The sequence below is a fragment of the Salmonella bongori NCTC 12419 genome, assembly GCF_000252995.1.
In the GTDB taxonomy this organism is placed as follows: Bacteria; Pseudomonadota; Gammaproteobacteria; order Enterobacterales; family Enterobacteriaceae; genus Salmonella; species Salmonella bongori.
Map to the genome: position 1 here is coordinate 410,617 of NC_015761.1, position 16,945 is coordinate 427,561.

Genomic DNA, 16,945 nt, shown 5'->3' on the forward strand with positions numbered 1-16,945 from the left:
GCGGCATTGATAACTAACGACTAACAGGGCAAATTATGGCGAGACGTATTCTGGTCGTAGAAGATGAAGCGCCGATTCGTGAAATGGTGTGCTTCGTGCTCGAGCAAAATGGCTTTCAGCCCGTAGAAGCCGAAGATTATGACAGTGCAGTGAGTCAATTGAATGAACCCTGGCCGGATCTCATCCTTCTTGACTGGATGCTCCCCGGCGGGTCAGGGCTACAGTTTATTAAACATCTCAAACGTGAGGCTATGACCCGGGATATTCCGGTGGTTATGCTGACGGCAAGAGGGGAAGAAGAAGATCGCGTGCGCGGTCTGGAAACCGGCGCCGACGATTACATTACCAAGCCGTTTTCCCCTAAAGAACTGGTGGCGCGCATTAAGGCCGTTATGCGGCGAATCTCGCCGATGGCGGTCGAAGAGGTGATTGAGATGCAGGGATTGAGCCTCGATCCTGGCTCTCACCGTGTGATGACCGGCGACAGTCCGCTGGATATGGGGCCGACCGAATTCAAATTACTCCATTTCTTTATGACGCACCCGGAGCGTGTTTACAGTCGTGAACAGCTACTTAACCATGTCTGGGGCACCAATGTGTACGTCGAAGACCGGACTGTCGACGTACATATTCGTCGTTTGCGTAAGGCGCTCGAGCACAGCGGCCATGACCGGATGGTGCAAACGGTACGCGGGACAGGGTATCGTTTTTCGACCCGCTTTTAATGCCTTTTCCGACCGCAGAACCAGTGTGTTCCTGGCGGAGAAGGCTTTCCATTCTTGAGGGAGTATGACGCGTGCTGGAACGGCTGTCATGGAAAAGGCTGGTGCTGGAGCTGGTGCTCTGTTGCATCCCCGCGCTTATCCTTAGCGCTTTTTTGGGTTATCTGCCATGGTTTTTACTGGCGGCGGTGACAGGGCTGCTTGTCTGGCATTTCTGGAATTTATTACGTCTCTCCTGGTGGTTATGGGTTGACAGGAGTATGACGCCGCCGCCGGGACGGGGAAGCTGGGAACCGTTGTTATACGGTTTACACCAGATGCAATTACGCAATAAAAAGCGTCGCCGCGAGCTGGGTAATTTAATTAAACGCTTTCGCAGCGGCGCGGAGTCGCTACCTGATGCGGTCGTACTGACCACGGAAGAGGGCGGTATTTTTTGGTGTAATGGTTTAGCGCAACAGATACTGGGGCTACGCTGGCCGGATGACAACGGGCAGAACATTCTCAACCTGCTGCGTTATCCTGAGTTTACGCAGTATTTAAAAACGCGGGATTTTACCCGTCCGCTCCATCTGGTGCTGAATACTGGGCGGCATCTGGAGATCCGTGTTATGCCCTATACCGATAAGCAGCTCCTGATGGTGGCGCGCGATGTGACGCAAATGCACCAGCTCGAAGGGGCGAGGCGTAACTTTTTTGCCAACGTTAGCCATGAGTTGCGTACGCCCTTGACGGTACTGCAGGGGTATCTGGAAATGATGCAGGAACAGGCGCTGGAAGGGGCGACGCGCGAGAAAGCGCTGCATACAATGCGCGAGCAGACGCACCGCATGGAAGGGCTTGTAAAACAATTACTTACGTTGTCTAAAATTGAGGCGGCCCCGGCGCTGTTGTTAAATGAAAAAGTAGATGTACCGATGATGCTGCGGGTTGTGGAACGCGAAGCGCAGACGTTAAGCCAGCAGAAGCATACTCTTACGTTTGAGATAGACGATAGCCTTAGTGTATTAGGCAATGAAGAGCAGTTGCGCAGCGCGATCTCAAACCTGGTGTATAACGCGGTAAACCATACGCCGGCGGGGACGCATATTACAGTGAGTTGGCGCCATGCTGCGCAGGGCGCCGAGTTTTGCGTACAGGATAATGGCCCGGGAATCGCCGCTGAGCATCTTCCTCGCCTGACCGAACGCTTTTATCGCGTCGATAAAGCGCGTTCGCGGCAAACAGGCGGTAGCGGCCTGGGGCTGGCGATTGTCAAACATGCTCTGAATCATCATGAATGCCGTCTGGAGATCGATAGTTCACCTGGAAAAGGAGCGCGATTTAGTTTTGTTTTGCCGGAACGTTTAATTGCCAAAAATAGTGATTAATTGCCTTTTGTAAGTATAACTTTCCATAAGCCAGCGGATGCTGGCTTATTTTCTTTGCAGCTAATACGGGCTCGCTAAAATTTTCGACGTCTGGTGATTTTTTGTTCGCATGATTAGCCATAACTTTTTCGTGAGAATGGTGTTTTATTCTGGTTGTAAATTTCATATCGCTATATTCATCTGGTTTTTAGATCCCGCCTTGCTTTAAAACGTTATAAGCGTTTAAATTGCGCTTCAGGTGCTGTCATTACGACTGCATTTTTGCGGTAAATCGAAAAACAATTCTTCGCCGCATCGGTCCGGGAGTTTTTCCCGCTGAAATTGATAAAAAACGCCGCGCTATACTCCTCCGGGAAAGGCAAAAATTTTAATGTTTACAACATCACCATCCACAGGCAGTAAGACTTTATGACCCATCAGTTAAAATCGCGCGATATCATCGCCCTGGGCTTTATGACATTTGCGCTGTTCGTTGGCGCAGGCAATATTATCTTTCCTCCTATGGTCGGTTTACAGGCGGGGGAACACGTCTGGACAGCGGCTATTGGCTTCCTGATTACCGCCGTTGGCTTACCGGTTCTTACCGTTATCGCGCTGGCGAAAGTTGGCGGCGGCGTAGACAGCCTGAGTACGCCGATTGGTAAAGTGGCGGGCATACTGCTGGCGACCGTCTGCTATCTGGCCGTCGGGCCGTTATTTGCCACGCCGCGCACCGCGACGGTATCGTTTGAAGTCGGTATCGCGCCGCTGACCGGCGATTCCGCAATGCCGCTATTGATTTACAGCCTGATTTATTTCGCTATCGTTATTCTGGTTTCGCTTTATCCAGGTAAATTGCTGGATACAGTAGGGAATTTCCTTGCGCCGCTGAAAATTATCGCGCTGGTTATCCTTTCCGTCGCGGCTATCGTCTGGCCTGCCGGCTCGATCAGCCATGCTATGGACGCTTATCAGAATGCGGCCTTTTCCAACGGGTTTGTGAACGGCTATCTGACAATGGATACGCTGGGCGCGATGGTGTTTGGTATCGTGATTGTTAACGCGGCACGCTCTCGTGGCGTGACTGAAGCGCGTCTGCTGACCCGTTATACGGTGTGGGCTGGCTTGATGGCAGGCGTAGGGCTAACGCTGCTTTACCTTGCCTTGTTCCGCTTAGGGTCTGACAGCGCGACGCTGGTCCATCAGTCTGCGAACGGCGCGGCGATTCTTCATGCCTACGTGCAGCATACTTTTGGCGGTGCGGGAAGCTTCCTGCTGGCAGCACTGATCTTTATCGCCTGTCTGGTGACGGCGGTGGGGTTGACCTGCGCCTGTGCTGAGTTCTTTGCGCAGTATATTCCGCTGTCTTACCGGACTCTGGTCTTTATCCTTGGCGGCTTTTCGATGGTGGTGTCAAACCTCGGGCTGAGCCACTTGATCCAAATCTCCATTCCGGTACTGACAGCTATCTATCCGCCGTGTATCGCACTGGTTGTATTAAGTTTTACCCGCTCATGGTGGCATAATTCCACCCGCGTCATCGCACCGGCGATGTTTATCAGTCTGCTTTTTGGTATCCTTGACGGCATCAAAGCATCTGCGTTTGGCGATGTGCTGCCAGCCTGGAGCCAGCATTTGCCGCTGGCTGAACAGGGGCTGGCGTGGTTGATGCCAACGGTGGTGATGGTGATCCTGGCGATTATCTGGGATCGCGCGGCGGGTCGACAGGTGACCTCCAGCGCTCACTAAGATCGCTGACATATGTGTACACCACGGGGCTTAACGCCCCGTGGTTTTTTATTGTGTTGATAGGTCAGAAATTGATGGAAAGCAATAATAAGCTAAAGCGTGGGCTGAGCACCCGGCACATTCGCTTTATGGCATTAGGTTCGGCAATCGGCACCGGCCTGTTTTACGGTTCGGCGGACGCCATTAAAATGGCGGGGCCGAGCGTTCTGTTGGCCTATATTATTGGCGGGGTCGCGGCGTATATCATTATGCGCGCATTGGGGGAAATGTCCGTTCACAACCCTGCCGCCAGCTCTTTTTCGCGCTATGCGCAGGAAAACCTCGGCCCGCTTGCAGGTTATATTACTGGCTGGACCTACTGTTTTGAAATCCTGATCGTCGCCATCGCCGATGTAACCGCCTTCGGCATTTATATGGGCGTCTGGTTCCCCGCCGTGCCGCACTGGATTTGGGTTCTTAGCGTAGTGCTGATCATTTGCGCCATCAACCTGATGAGCGTCAAGGTGTTTGGCGAGCTGGAGTTTTGGTTCTCCTTCTTCAAAGTCGCCACCATCATTATCATGATTGTTGCGGGTATCGGTATCATTATTTGGGGGATTGGCAATGGCGGCCAGCCGACCGGTATTCATAACTTGTGGAGCAACGGCGGGTTCTTCAGTAATGGCTGGCTGGGGATGATAATGTCGCTGCAAATGGTGATGTTCGCTTACGGCGGGATTGAGATTATTGGCATCACCGCCGGGGAAGCGAAAGACCCGGAAAAATCTATTCCGCGTGCTATTAACTCCGTACCGATGCGTATCCTGGTCTTCTATGTCGGTACGCTGTTCGTCATTATGTCTATCTATCCGTGGAATCAGGTCGGCACTGACGGTAGCCCGTTTGTGCTGACGTTCCAGCATATGGGGATTACGTTTGCCGCCAGCATTCTGAACTTTGTCGTCTTAACCGCCTCGCTTTCCGCTATTAACTCCGATGTGTTTGGTGTAGGCCGAATGCTGCACGGTATGGCGGAGCAGGGGAGCGCGCCGAAAATCTTTGCCAAAACGTCACGCCGCGGTATTCCGTGGGTCACCGTTCTGGTGATGACCATTGCGCTTTTGTTTGCGGTTTATCTGAACTACATCATGCCAGAAAATGTTTTTCTGGTGATTGCCTCGCTGGCGACGTTCGCGACGGTATGGGTGTGGATTATGATTCTGCTGTCGCAAATTGCCTTCCGTCGCCGTTTGCCGCCGGAAGAGGTTAACGCACTAAAATTTAAGGTGCCGGGTGGCGTCGCCACGACGGTAGCTGGGCTGATCTTCCTGGTCTTTATTATTGGGCTTATCGGTTATCATCCGGACACCCGTATCTCGCTGTACGTCGGTTTTGCGTGGATTATTTTGCTGCTGATTGGCTGGATGTTTAAACGCCGTCGCGACCGTCAACTGGCGCAGGCACAGTAGTTTTTTTACTGCCTTATCCTGCCTGCAGGCAACTGTAGGCAGGATAAGTGTAGCGCTATCCGGACAGTGTCTCCTCCCCCGAACTCCTCCCCTAATAAACGCTCCGGTGATGAGTTATCCTTTAAATCGCTGTGGCAAGGTGGCCTCATTTTCAGCAGAGGGGATACGTGATGTTGAAGGCCTGGCACCTACCGGTTGCCCCGTTTGTTAAGCAACACAACGATAAATTAACCATTTCATTGTGGCTGAGTGGCGAAAACCCGCCAGCTCGCGTGATGTTGCGGTCTGAATTTGATAATGAAGAAATTTCGCTGGCGATGCATAAACAGCGCCGCCAGCCGCAACCAGGCGTAACGGCATGGCGGGCGACGCTCGACGTTGCGTTGGGACAGCCCCGTCGTCGCTACAGCTTTAAATTACTTTGGCATGACCGCCAGCAATGGTTCACACCGCAGGGATTTAGCCGCTTTCCACCCGCTCGTCTGGAACAATTTGCCGTAGATGTTCCGGATAGCGGCCCCCAGTGGGTTGCCGATCAGATTTTTTATCAAATTTTCCCGGATCGTTTTGCCCGCAGCGAGACGCGTGAGGCGGAGCAGGATCGGGTGTATTACCATCATGCTGCCGGCCAGAAGATTGTATTGCGCGACTGGGACGCCCCCTTAACCGCGCAGGCAGGGGGTTCTACGTTCTATGGCGGTTGTCTGAATGGCATTTGCGAGAAGCTACCCTATCTGAAAAAACTGGGCGTCACGGCGCTATATCTGAATCCGGTATTTACCGCGCCGAGCGTCCATAAGTACGACACGGAAGATTATCGCCGTGTCGATCCGCAATTTGGCGGCGATCGGGCGTTGTTACGCTTACGGCATGAGACGCAATCGCGGGGAATGCGGCTGGTACTGGATGGCGTGTTTAACCATAGCGGCGATTCACACGCCTGGTTTGACAGACATAAACGCACTAATAGCGGCGCGTGTCACCACCCGGAATCGCCGTGGCGCGACTGGTATTCCTTTTCACAGGAAGGCGTGGCACTGGACTGGATGGGCTATTCGAGTCTGCCGAAACTTGATTATCAATCAGAAGCTCTGGTGGATGAGATCTATCGCGGTGAGGACAGTATTGTGCGTCACTGGCTAAAAGCGCCGTGGAATATGGACGGCTGGCGGCTGGATGTTGTGCATATGTTGGGCGAGGCTGGCGGTGCGCGTAACAATTTGCAGCACGTCGCCGGAATGACCCGGGCGGCAAAAGAGGCGCAGCCTGAAGCCTATATGGTGGGAGAACATTTCGGCGATGCGCGGCAGTGGCTACAGGCCGATGCGGAAGATGCCGCCATGAATTATCGCGGCTTCACCTTCCCGCTGTGGGGATTTCTCGCCAATACCGATATCGCTTACGAGCCGCAGCATATTGATGCACAAACCTGCATGGCCTGGATGGAGAGCTACCGCGCCGGATTATCACACCAACAGCAATTGCGCATGTTTAATCAACTCGACAGCCATGATACCGCGCGTTTTAAAACCCTGTTAGGGAAAGACGTGGCGCGTCTACCGTTAGCGGTAGTCTGGCTATTTACCTGGCCCGGCGTGCCGTGTATTTATTACGGTGATGAAGTAGGCGTGGATGGCGAGAATGATCCAATGTGCCGCAAACCATTTCCGTGGGATGAAAGCAAGCAGGACGGGAACGTGCTGGCGTTATATCAGCGTATGGCGAAATTGCGTCATCGCAGTCTGGCGCTGCGTCGCGGCGGATGCCTGGTGCTGTATGCTGAAGGTGATGTGGTTGTATTCGTTCGGGTCTGTCAGCAGCAGCGGGCGCTGGTGGCGATTAACCGGGGAGACGTCTGCGAAGTAGCGCTGCCAGCCTCGCCGTTGCTTAACGTGACGGGTTGGCAAGGTAAAACAGGACAGGGCACCATCTGCGGGGGAAGGCTTACTTTACCGGCCATTTCCGCCACGGTATGGATGAATCGCTGAGGTCGCTGTAGTCCGTAACTTTCACGCATGAAAAAGGCTCGCCGTAGCGAGCCTGTTGTCAATACACTGGCTTACAGATTGGAGATGTTCTCTGCCAGATATTTCGCGACGCCGTCCGGAGAGGCATTCATGCCTTCTTTGCCTTTTTCCCACTGCGCCGGGCAAACATCGCCGTGCTCTTCGTGGAACTGCAGCGCGTCAACCATACGCAGCATTTCATCAATGTTACGACCCAACGGCAGATCGTTTACGACCTGGTGGCGAACAATGCCGTTAGCGTCAATCAGGAAAGAGCCGCGCAGCGCAACGCCTTCGTCCGGATGTTCGATGCCGTAAGCTTTTTGAATTTCGCGTTTTACGTCAGCGACCATCGCGTATTTCACCGGCCCAATGCCGCCTTTATCGACAGGGGTGTTACGCCACGCGTTGTGAACAAATTCAGAGTCGAAAGACACGCCGACCACTTCAACGCCGCGCTTCTGGAATTCTTCATAACGTTTATCAAAGGCGATCAGCTCAGACGGGCAAACAAAAGTGAAGTCCATCGGCCAGAAGAACAGAACGGTGGTTTTACCATTGGTGTGCTGTTTGAAGTTGAATTTATCAACAATCTCACCGCTACCCAGTACCGCTGCTGCGGTGAAATCCGGGGCCTGACGAGTAACCAGTACCATAATAATTCTCCTGCAATATTAAGGGTTTTAGAACGCAACGCGGGCAGTATAGGAAGGGCGAAGCGACAAAACAATGCGGTCTTGACAATCAATGAGAAAGCTTTTGCCTATCGATCGGATCATTATATACCACGAAGATGACCCCTTTATGACAGTGCGATCGGTTGCCAATGGGGCATCTGACGCTTGCCTTCGCTATCAGGCAATCAAAGCGCTTTGTGCGCGGCCAGTTCCATCATGCGCGGATAGAAATGCCAGAAGCGTTCTTCTAACGCGTCGTAGTGCGCGTCCAGATCGTACCAGGAATCACGCAGGGCATCCAGACGAGGGCGACGATTCGCCATGCCATGCAGCACGTTTTGGATGAAATCCATATCGCGATAGCGTTCCAGCCAGTTTTCTGACCATAAATAATGGTTCAGATTGACAAAACGCGGTGGAGAGTCCGGTAAAATCGTGGCAACCTGCGCGCGTGCATAGCCGACAAATGCCGGTAACGGGAAGTCAGGGGAGAGGACGGGCCAGTGGCGCGACAGAAAATGGTCCCACATCACGTCGAGGGTAATGGGGGCGACGCGACGTGTTTCGCGGCGAAACCATTCCCGTGCTTCGCGCACTTCTGGCAAATTGTCGGTCATCATATCAATACGCCGATGCATGAAGATGCCTTCCACCACGTCAGGAGGAAAGTGTGTCTCGGGGTTTCCCCGTACAAAATCGGCCAGCAGATTGCCGGACAACGAACTATCCGCCAAATGCGCTAAGTGAAGGTGTGCAAGAAAATTCATAATAGTCGTCATACTTCAAGTTGCAGGTGTGTTGGCTTCTGAGTGACTCGCCGCATCCACGAGACTCTCCCTTCCTTGCGGGCTGTCGCCAGGCAACGTTCAAATTTGTTCCTGACAAATTTGTCCTTCTTTCCGGTGACTTAGTTACCTGAGCTCCCGGTATTCTCTCAGTTGCCGCGTTATTCGGCCTGTAGCCTCGCTCCTGTGGGGCAAGCGCTGTTCAGGGCACAAGTACCTTGTCCTGCAACATGAATTATTTAGAGTATTATAACTCTACGGCGGGGTAAAGGTTGCAGGGAGAGCGCCCCGGCACTAGACTACCCGCCTCTTATTTTAGTCTGAGTCAGAGTCATGCGCGTTACTGATTTTTCCTTTGAACTACCCGAATCCCTGATAGCCCACTACCCACAGCCGGAGCGGAGTCGCTGCCGTTTACTGTCATTAGATGGGCCGACGGGCGCGCTGACACACGGTACTTTCACCGATCTGCTCGACAAGCTTAACCCCGGAGACCTGCTGGTCTTTAACAACACCCGCGTCATTCCGGCTCGCCTGTTTGGTCGTAAGGCCAGCGGCGGCAAAATTGAGGTGCTGGTCGAGCGTATGTTGGATGACAAACACGTCCTGGCGCATATTCGTGCCTCAAAAGCGCCAAAACCGGGTACGGAACTACTGCTGGGCGATGAGGAAAACATTCATGCGACCATGATCGCCCGTCATGGCGCGCTGTTTGAAGTTGAGTTTAATGACGAGCGCCCGGTGTTGGATATTCTCAACGCCATCGGCCATATGCCGTTGCCGCCCTATATCGCCCGCCCGGATGAAGATGCCGACCGCGAGCTGTACCAGACCGTCTATAGCGAAAAACCGGGGGCCGTCGCCGCACCGACTGCCGGGTTGCATTTCGATGAACCGCTGTTAGCCAGACTGCGCGACAAGGGCATTGAGATGGCCTTTGTAACGCTGCACGTTGGGGCGGGCACTTTCCAGCCGGTACGCGTGGAGACCATTGAAGATCACATTATGCACTCCGAATACGCTGAAGTGCCGCAGGATGTCGTTGATGCGGTACTGGCGGCGAAAGCGCGCGGTAATCGGGTGATAGCCGTCGGTACCACCTCTGTGCGCTCGCTGGAGAGCGCGGCGCAGGCGGCGAAAGATACGCTGATTGCGCCGTTCTTCGGCGATACGCAAATCTTTATTTATCCAGGTTATCAATACAAAGTGATTGATGCGCTGGTCACCAACTTCCACCTGCCTGAATCCACGCTGATCATGCTGGTTTCGGCATTTGCGGGTTATAAACACACCATGCACGCTTACCATGAGGCGGTTAAAGCCGAATATCGCTTTTTTAGTTACGGCGATGCCATGTTTATCACGTACAATCCGCAGGCCATTACTGAGGTACCTTAAGCAAGGCTCTCTCACTTGTCATTTTGACGTCGGGCAGTGCTCGCCATCCTTACGTACTGTGTGTGCGTTCCGGGGACTGTGCGCTGGCTGACGCCAGACGGGTTGCGCCAATTACGCCTTTGTGCGGGCGCGACTAAATTTTTGCACTATGGAATGCTTCCATAGCGAGTGTTTAACCATCAGACTGTTTCTCTGATGCAGGAGATAGAATGAAATTTGAACTGGATACCACCGACGGTCGCGCACGCCGTGGTCGCCTGGTGTTTGATCGTGGCGTAGTGGAAACGCCTGCTTTTATGCCCGTAGGAACCTACGGTACCGTGAAAGGCATGACGCCGGAAGAAGTAGAAGCCACCGGCGCGCAAATTATCCTCGGTAATACTTTCCATCTGTGGCTGCGTCCGGGCCAGGAGATCATGAAGCTGCACGGCGATCTGCATGACTTTATGCAGTGGAAAGGACCTATTCTGACCGATTCTGGCGGCTTTCAGGTGTTCAGCCTCGGCGATATCCGTAAGATCACTGAACAGGGCGTCCATTTCCGCAACCCGATCAATGGCGATCCGATTTTCCTCGATCCGGAAAAGTCGATGGAGATCCAGTACGATCTCGGTTCCGATATCGTGATGATTTTTGATGAATGTACCCCGTACCCGGCAGACTGGGACTATGCTAAACGTTCAATGGAGATGTCATTGCGTTGGGCGAAGCGTAGCCGCGAGCGCTTTGACTCGCTCGGCAACAAAAATGCGCTTTTTGGCATCATTCAGGGCAGCGTTTACGAAGATTTACGCGATATCTCAGTGAAAGGTCTGGTAGAGATTGGCTTTGATGGCTACGCTGTCGGCGGTTTGGCTGTCGGCGAGCCGAAAGAAGATATGCACCGCATTCTGGAGCACGTCTGCCCGCAGATCCCGGCTGACAAACCGCGTTACCTGATGGGCGTTGGTAAACCGGAAGATCTGGTAGAAGGGGTGCGCCGCGGTATTGATATGTTTGATTGTGTCATGCCAACGCGAAACGCCCGTAATGGTCATCTGTTTGTGACCGACGGCGTGGTGAAGATTCGTAATGCGAAGCATAAAAGCGATACCAGCCCGCTTGATGCCGAGTGTGATTGCTACACCTGTCGCAATTATTCACGCGCTTACTTGCATCATCTTGACCGTTGCAACGAAATATTAGGCGCGCGTCTCAATACCATTCATAACCTGCGTTACTACCAGCGTTTGATGGCGGGTTTACGCAGGGCTATTGAAGAGGGTAAATTAGAGAGCTTCGTCACTGAGTTTTACCAACGTCAGGGGCGACCCGTTCCACCTTTGAACGTTGATTAATTTTAATAATGAGGGAATTTGAATGAGCTTTTTTATTTCTGATGCGGTAGCGGCAACAGGTGCTCCGGCGCAGGGCAGCCCGATGTCTCTGATTTTAATGCTGGTGGTGTTTGGTCTGATTTTCTATTTCATGATCCTGCGCCCACAGCAGAAGCGCACCAAAGAGCACAAAAAGCTGATGGACTCCATTGCGAAAGGTGATGAAGTACTGACGAATGGCGGTCTGGTTGGCCGTGTGACCAAAGTAGCGGAATCCGGCTACATTGCCATTGCGCTGAATGACACCACGGAAGTGGTTATCAAACGTGACTTCGTAGCTGCCGTTCTGCCGAAAGGCACCATGAAGGCGCTGTAATATTTCGTTTTCCCAAAGGGAACTGCCGTGTTAAACCGTTATCCTTTGTGGAAGTACATCATGCTGGTCGCCGTGATTGTCGTCGGCCTGCTTTACGCACTTCCCAACCTGTATGGTGAGGATCCGGCTGTTCAAATCACTGGCGTGCGCGGCGTCGCCGCCAGTGAGCAAACGCTGATCCAGGTCCAGAAAACGTTACAAGAAGAAAAAATTCCCGCTAAGTCTGTGGCACTGGAAGAGGGCGCTATTCTTGCGCGCTTCGACACCACTGATACCCAGTTGCGCGCCCGTGAAGCTCTGATGAGCGTGCTGGGTGACAAATATGTCGTGGCGCTTAACCTTGCGCCGGCAACGCCGCGCTGGTTGGCGGCTATTCATGCTGATCCAATGAAGCTGGGCCTTGATTTGCGCGGCGGCGTTCACTTCCTGATGGAAGTGGATATGGATACCGCGCTGGGTAAACTCCAGGAACAAAATATTGACAGCCTGCGCAGCGATCTGCGTGAAAAAGGCATTCCTTATACGACCGTTCGTAAACAAGATAATTACGGGCTGAGCATCACGTTCCGTGACGGCAAAGCGCGTGATGAAGCGATAGCGTATCTGACACCACGCCATCGTGATTTGGTGATTTCCAGCCAGGGCGACAATGCGCTTCGTGCGGTAATGACCGATGCGCGACTGAGCGAAGCACGGGAATACGCCGTTCAGCAGAACATTAATATCCTGCGTAACCGTGTTAACCAACTGGGTGTGGCGGAGCCTGTCGTACAACGTCAGGGCGCTGACCGCATTGTGGTTGAGTTGCCAGGCATTCAGGATACCGCACGTGCGAAAGAAATTTTGGGTGCTACTGCCACGCTGGAATTCCGTCTGGTGAATACCAATGTTGACCAGGCCGCAGCCGCCTCCGGGCGCGTTCCGGGCGACTCCGAAGTGAAACAGACACGTGAAGGACAGCCGGTTGTGCTGTACAAGCGCGTGATCCTGACCGGCGATCATATCACCGACTCCACTTCCAGCCAGGACGAATATAACCAGCCGCAGGTTAACATCTCGCTGGATAGCGCGGGTGGTAACATCATGTCCAACTTCACCAAAGACAACATTGGCAAGCCGATGGCGACCTTGTTCGTGGAGTATAAAGACAGCGGCAAGAAAGATGCTAACGGTCGCGCTGTACTGGTGAAACAGGAAGAGGTGATTAACATCGCCAATATTCAGTCTCGTCTGGGTAACAGCTTCCGTATTACCGGTATTAGCAATCCGAATGAAGCGCGTCAGTTATCGCTGTTGCTGCGTGCCGGCGCGCTGATTGCGCCGATTCAGATCGTTGAAGAGCGCACCATTGGCCCAACGCTTGGGATGCAAAACATCAAGCAGGGGCTGGAAGCGTGTCTGGCCGGTCTGGTGGTCTCTATCCTGTTCATGATCTTCTTCTATAAGAAGTTCGGTTTGATTGCGACCAGTGCCCTCGTCGCCAACCTGGTGTTGATTGTCGGTATTATGTCGCTGTTGCCGGGGGCAACGCTCAGTATGCCAGGTATCGCGGGGATTGTCTTAACCCTTGCGGTCGCGGTCGACGCCAACGTTCTGATTAATGAGCGTATCAAAGAAGAGTTGAGCAATGGCCGCACAGTACAGCAGGCTATTGATGAAGGCTATAAGGGCGCGTTTAGTTCCATCTTCGATGCGAACATCACGACACTGATTAAAGTCATCATTCTGTATGCCGTTGGTACCGGGGCTATTAAAGGGTTCGCGATCACAACCGGTATCGGTGTGGCGACGTCGATGTTCACTGCGATTATCGGTACGCGTGCTATCGTAAACCTGCTATATGGCGGCAAGCGCGTCACTAAGCTGTCAATCTGAGGAGTGCGATGTGGCACAGGAATACACTGTTGAACAACTAAACCACGGCCGTAAAGTCTATGACTTTATGCGCTGGGACTACTGGGCATTCGGCATCTCCGGGTTACTGCTGATCGCGGCCATTGTGATTATGGGCGTGCGCGGATTTAACTGGGGGCTGGATTTTACCGGCGGTACGGTGATTGAAATCACGCTGGAAAAACCGGCTGAACTGGATGTGATGCGCGAGGCGCTGCAAAAAGCGGGCTTCGAAGAACCGCAGTTGCAGAACTTTGGCAGCAGTCACGACATTATGGTGCGTATGCCGCCAACCGAAGGTGAAACCGGCGGTCAGGTATTGGGCAGTAAAGTGGTGACTATCATTAATGAGGCCACCAACCAGAACGCCGCTGTGAAGCGTATTGAATTTGTGGGGCCAAGTGTCGGTGCCGATCTGGCGCAAACCGGCGCGATGGCGCTACTGGTGGCATTGATCTCTATCCTGGTTTACGTCGGTTTCCGCTTTGAGTGGCGCCTGGCGGCTGGGGTGGTCATCGCGCTGGCGCACGACGTAATCATTACGCTTGGGATACTGTCGCTGTTCCATATCGAGATTGACCTGACCATTGTGGCATCGCTGATGTCGGTCATTGGTTACTCGTTGAACGACAGTATCGTGGTCTCTGACCGTATTCGTGAAAACTTCCGCAAAATCCGTCGCGGGACGCCTTACGAAATTTTTAACGTGTCGCTGACCCAGACGCTACACCGTACGTTGATTACCTCCGGTACGACGTTAGTGGTGATTCTGATGCTGTACCTCTTCGGTGGTCCGGTACTGGAAGGCTTCTCGCTGACGATGCTGATCGGTGTCTCTATCGGTACTGCATCTTCTATCTATGTCGCATCAGCGCTGGCGCTGAAGCTCGGTATGAAGCGCGAGCATATGCTGCAGCAGAAAGTCGAAAAAGAAGGGGCGGATCAGCCGTCCATTCTACCATAAGCTGGTGTTAACATGACTGAAAAAAGCCGCAACATCGCAGGGTGCTGCGGCTTTTTATTATCCAGAATAAACTCGATTGCATGAGGAACTATCATGGCTATCATCCCCAAAAACTATGCGCGGCTGGAAAGCGGCTATCGCGAAAAGGCGCTGAAGCTGTTTCCGTGGGTGTGCGGACGCTGTTCCCGTGAGTTTGTGTATTCAAATCTGCGTGAATTAACGGTGCATCATATCGATCATGACCACACCAATAACCCGGAAGACGGCAGCAACTGGGAGCTGCTGTGCCTCTATTGTCACGATCATGAGCATTCCAAATATACCGAAGCCGATCAGTACGGCACGACGGTCATCGCCGGGGAAGATGCGCAAAAAGATGTCGGTGAGGCGACTTATAACCCGTTTGCCGATCTGAAAGCGATGATGAATAAGAAGAAGTGAGAACAAAGATGCCGGAGCGCGATCTGTCCGGCGTGTTATGGTTAATACGCCGGCGATGCCCGGCGTATTACGCGAATCAGAAGTTGTAGCCCACAACCAGGTAGCCGCCCCAGCCGGTAGATTTCGCACTGAAATCACCGTCGCCCCAGTTTAGTTTAGCGCCATTCTGCCACTGGCCGCCGTTATGGAAGTAACGTGCCACGACTGAATAGTGCCAGTGATCATAGTTCAGCGCCAGAATATGGCTGGAAGCGATAGAGTTGCTGGTACGGTTCGGATCGTCACCTAAGTCAGATCCCCAGTCAAAGTTGGTAAAGCCGATATAGCTTAGTTTACCGCCCCACAGGTCGGTGATGGGAACGAAGTACTTCACTTTGAAACGGTAGCCGTCCCACTCATTTTCGTTGGAGGCGCCGTAGTTTTGCCACTGATATTTCGCATACACGTTCAGTGACAGGCCCATTGGCAGACCGGTGTCGATATCGGTCCCCAGACCCATATACCACGTGCTCTGGCGGCTGGCTTTGTTATCGCCCATATCGTAGATGTAGTTGTTGGCGAAATACCACTCTTTAAACGGGCCGAAACCCAGGTTGACGCCGGTTAGCTTATCAATCGAGAAACGCGGTTCGATTTCCATAAACATCGGGGAGCCGTCATCCCATGCGCCTTTATCGTTGCCATTACCCCAACCAAAGGTTTTTGGAATGTCGATATAGCCATAGAAATCAAACCAGTCTTTTTTGGCAAAAGCTTCATATTCCAGATAGACGTCGTTGTTCAGTTTCGGCGAGAAGCGGGTATGGTAGCTGCCTACTACGTTTACGCTCTGATGCCACCAGTCGGAAAGATACTGCGGCTGATCATTTTCTGCTGCGTTAACAGTAAAAGATGAAGTGAGCGCCAGCGCTGCGCTGGCTGCAAGTAAAGTTTTTTTCATATGTATGCCACTGTTTGAAATCCCTTACGGGAGTGAAAAAAGCGCAATTTGCGTTTCTAAATATTTCGTGTTTCTGCGGAGCCTATTATAAAAATCATTGCTCACAAAAATATGTCTTGTTTCACATATCTATCATTTACGTAATCGATTGCGTTCACGTTTGCGCACTTTGGGTATAATGAGAGGGCTGCTTTAGTGAATGTATCCCATAAGTGCTATAAATGTTGAAAATGTCATGAGAACAACAAAAGGGCGCAAGACATGTTGCGGAACGCACAAAATGTTCCGCGAAGACGTTTATTGATTAACAGGTTGGATGTCGTGAATGCGGATAAAGCCTAACTGCTCCGGCGTAAGCCCCTTTAACTGTAACGGAATGTTGACATCACTGGGCGCAAGCAGGCTGGCGGGCGCATTTACCAGCAGGCTTTTCACATTCACCTCCTGATAGTTCTCTGTCGTGCCCTGAATTTGCCCATACTCTACGGTAGCGCTAAAGGCTGGCAACGGATCGCGTGATTCGCCCTGAATTTGTAACATGGCGTGGGCACCATCATTAACTGATGTAATATCCCGCAATGCCATACGTAGTGTACCGATTTGACTTTCCAGGCGGGCTGGCGTATTTGCGCCAGGCAACAGATAAACGCCGCGCGTTGAATTCGCATTCAGCGTATTTTGTTGGGTAATTTTTACCGTTTCCTGATTCAGCTGATTCATCTCTTTATTCAATGTGCTAATGTTTTGGTGCATCTGACGAACGTCGCTTTGCGGTACGCAGGCGGTCAGGCTCAGGAGACTTCCCAGCAGGAGCATTCTTGGGTAACGTCTTGTCATGTCGATTATTTCCTTCATAGTCCGATAGCGTAATGGTAGTTTGC

Annotated in this window: 15 protein-coding genes; 11 read left to right on the forward strand and 4 right to left on the reverse strand. The window is 52.5% G+C overall.

What is annotated here, in order from left to right; genetic code table 11:
* Positions 1-35: 35 nt before the first annotated feature.
* The 5 genes from phoB to malZ all read left to right on the forward strand — a co-directional run bounded on the left by phoB (position 36) and on the right by malZ (position 7,256).
* Entirely contained in the window at positions 36-725 is a 690-nt protein-coding gene (gene phoB, locus SBG_RS01840) for a phosphate response regulator transcription factor PhoB (protein ID WP_000113942.1), read from the forward strand.
* Between the two features lie 71 nt (positions 726-796).
* Positions 797-2,092: a phosphate regulon sensor histidine kinase PhoR gene (gene phoR, locus SBG_RS01845; RefSeq protein WP_000893651.1), complete on the forward strand. Its 1,296-nt coding sequence runs from the start codon at positions 797-799 to the stop codon at positions 2,090-2,092.
* Positions 2,093-2,500: 408 nt separating this feature from the next.
* On the forward strand, positions 2,501-3,820 hold the full coding sequence (gene brnQ / locus SBG_RS01850; protein ID WP_000149616.1) for a branched-chain amino acid transporter carrier protein BrnQ: 1,320 nt from the start codon (positions 2,501-2,503) through the stop codon (positions 3,818-3,820).
* Positions 3,821-3,894: 74 nt separating this feature from the next.
* Entirely contained in the window at positions 3,895-5,268 is a 1,374-nt protein-coding gene (gene proY, locus SBG_RS01855) for a proline-specific permease ProY (protein ID WP_013991381.1), read from the forward strand.
* 170 nt (positions 5,269-5,438) lie between these two features.
* Positions 5,439-7,256 (forward strand): maltodextrin glucosidase, encoded by a 1,818-nt coding sequence (gene malZ / locus SBG_RS01860; RefSeq protein ID WP_000910066.1) that lies wholly within the window; start codon positions 5,439-5,441, stop codon positions 7,254-7,256.
* A 71-nt stretch (positions 7,257-7,327) separates the two neighbouring features.
* Here the strand turns inward: malZ and SBG_RS01865 are convergent, their stop codons facing one another.
* Together SBG_RS01865 and acpH are read right to left on the reverse strand one after the other, a co-directional pair.
* Positions 7,328-7,930 (reverse strand): peroxiredoxin, encoded by a 603-nt coding sequence (locus tag SBG_RS01865; RefSeq protein WP_000244730.1) that lies wholly within the window; start codon positions 7,928-7,930, stop codon positions 7,328-7,330.
* A gap of 206 nt (positions 7,931-8,136) precedes the next feature.
* Entirely contained in the window at positions 8,137-8,718 is a 582-nt protein-coding gene (gene acpH / locus SBG_RS01870; protein ID WP_013991382.1) for an ACP phosphodiesterase, read from the reverse strand.
* Between the two features lie 351 nt (positions 8,719-9,069).
* On the opposite strand from acpH, the gene queA reads away from it, so the two are divergent.
* The 6 genes from queA to yajD all read left to right on the forward strand — a co-directional run bounded on the left by queA (position 9,070) and on the right by yajD (position 15,124).
* Entirely contained in the window at positions 9,070-10,134 is a 1,065-nt protein-coding gene (gene queA / locus SBG_RS01875; protein ID WP_001266517.1) for a tRNA preQ1(34) S-adenosylmethionine ribosyltransferase-isomerase QueA, read from the forward strand.
* Positions 10,135-10,343: 209 nt separating this feature from the next.
* Positions 10,344-11,471: a tRNA guanosine(34) transglycosylase Tgt gene (gene tgt, locus SBG_RS01880; protein WP_000667309.1), complete on the forward strand. Its 1,128-nt coding sequence runs from the start codon at positions 10,344-10,346 to the stop codon at positions 11,469-11,471.
* Between the two features lie 22 nt (positions 11,472-11,493).
* A complete protein-coding gene (yajC, locus tag SBG_RS01885; RefSeq protein WP_000007630.1) occupies positions 11,494-11,826 on the forward strand; it encodes a preprotein translocase subunit YajC in 333 nt (110 codons plus the stop codon).
* A 27-nt stretch (positions 11,827-11,853) separates the two neighbouring features.
* Positions 11,854-13,701 (forward strand): protein translocase subunit SecD, encoded by a 1,848-nt coding sequence (gene secD, locus SBG_RS01890; protein WP_000934805.1) that lies wholly within the window; start codon positions 11,854-11,856, stop codon positions 13,699-13,701.
* Positions 13,702-13,711: 10 nt separating this feature from the next.
* The gene (gene secF / locus SBG_RS01895; protein ID WP_000046647.1) at positions 13,712-14,683 is read left to right on the forward strand and encodes a protein translocase subunit SecF; all 972 of its coding nucleotides are present in this window, start codon (positions 13,712-13,714) and stop codon (positions 14,681-14,683) included.
* A gap of 93 nt (positions 14,684-14,776) precedes the next feature.
* Positions 14,777-15,124, forward strand: a complete 348-nt coding sequence (gene yajD / locus SBG_RS01900; protein ID WP_000974819.1) for an HNH nuclease YajD — start codon at positions 14,777-14,779, stop codon at positions 15,122-15,124.
* A 76-nt stretch (positions 15,125-15,200) separates the two neighbouring features.
* Here the strand turns inward: yajD and SBG_RS01905 are convergent, their stop codons facing one another.
* Both SBG_RS01905 and SBG_RS01910 read right to left on the reverse strand, forming a co-directional pair.
* Positions 15,201-16,064, reverse strand: a complete 864-nt coding sequence (locus tag SBG_RS01905) for a nucleoside-specific channel-forming protein Tsx (RefSeq protein WP_000751945.1) — start codon at positions 16,062-16,064, stop codon at positions 15,201-15,203.
* 297 nt (positions 16,065-16,361) lie between these two features.
* Positions 16,362-16,901, reverse strand: coding sequence for a SadB/YajI family lipoprotein (locus tag SBG_RS01910; RefSeq protein WP_000198493.1), 540 nt, complete (start codon positions 16,899-16,901; stop codon positions 16,362-16,364).
* Positions 16,902-16,945: the final 44 nt, after the last annotated feature.

What these genes read in the sequence shown, in the direction of transcription:
- phoB (WP_000113942.1), top strand. Translation starts at nt 36, where the DNA reads ATGGCGAGACGTATTCTGGTCGTAGAAGATGAAGCGCCGATTCGTGAA.
- brnQ (WP_000149616.1), top strand. Translation starts at nt 2,501, where the DNA reads ATGACCCATCAGTTAAAATCGCGCGATATCATCGCCCTGGGCTTTATG.
- proY (WP_013991381.1), top strand. Translation starts at nt 3,895, where the DNA reads ATGGAAAGCAATAATAAGCTAAAGCGTGGGCTGAGCACCCGGCACATT.
- malZ (WP_000910066.1), top strand. Translation starts at nt 5,439, where the DNA reads ATGTTGAAGGCCTGGCACCTACCGGTTGCCCCGTTTGTTAAGCAACAC.
- SBG_RS01865 (WP_000244730.1), bottom strand. Translation starts at nt 7,930, where the DNA reads ATGGTACTGGTTACTCGTCAGGCCCCGGATTTCACCGCAGCAGCGGTA.
- acpH (WP_013991382.1), bottom strand. Translation starts at nt 8,718, where the DNA reads ATGAATTTTCTTGCACACCTTCACTTAGCGCATTTGGCGGATAGTTCG.
- queA (WP_001266517.1), top strand. Translation starts at nt 9,070, where the DNA reads ATGCGCGTTACTGATTTTTCCTTTGAACTACCCGAATCCCTGATAGCC.
- tgt (WP_000667309.1), top strand. Translation starts at nt 10,344, where the DNA reads ATGAAATTTGAACTGGATACCACCGACGGTCGCGCACGCCGTGGTCGC.
- yajC (WP_000007630.1), top strand. Translation starts at nt 11,494, where the DNA reads ATGAGCTTTTTTATTTCTGATGCGGTAGCGGCAACAGGTGCTCCGGCG.
- yajD (WP_000974819.1), top strand. Translation starts at nt 14,777, where the DNA reads ATGGCTATCATCCCCAAAAACTATGCGCGGCTGGAAAGCGGCTATCGC.
- SBG_RS01905 (WP_000751945.1), bottom strand. Translation starts at nt 16,064, where the DNA reads ATGAAAAAAACTTTACTTGCAGCCAGCGCAGCGCTGGCGCTCACTTCA.
- SBG_RS01910 (WP_000198493.1), bottom strand. Translation starts at nt 16,901, where the DNA reads ATGACAAGACGTTACCCAAGAATGCTCCTGCTGGGAAGTCTCCTGAGC.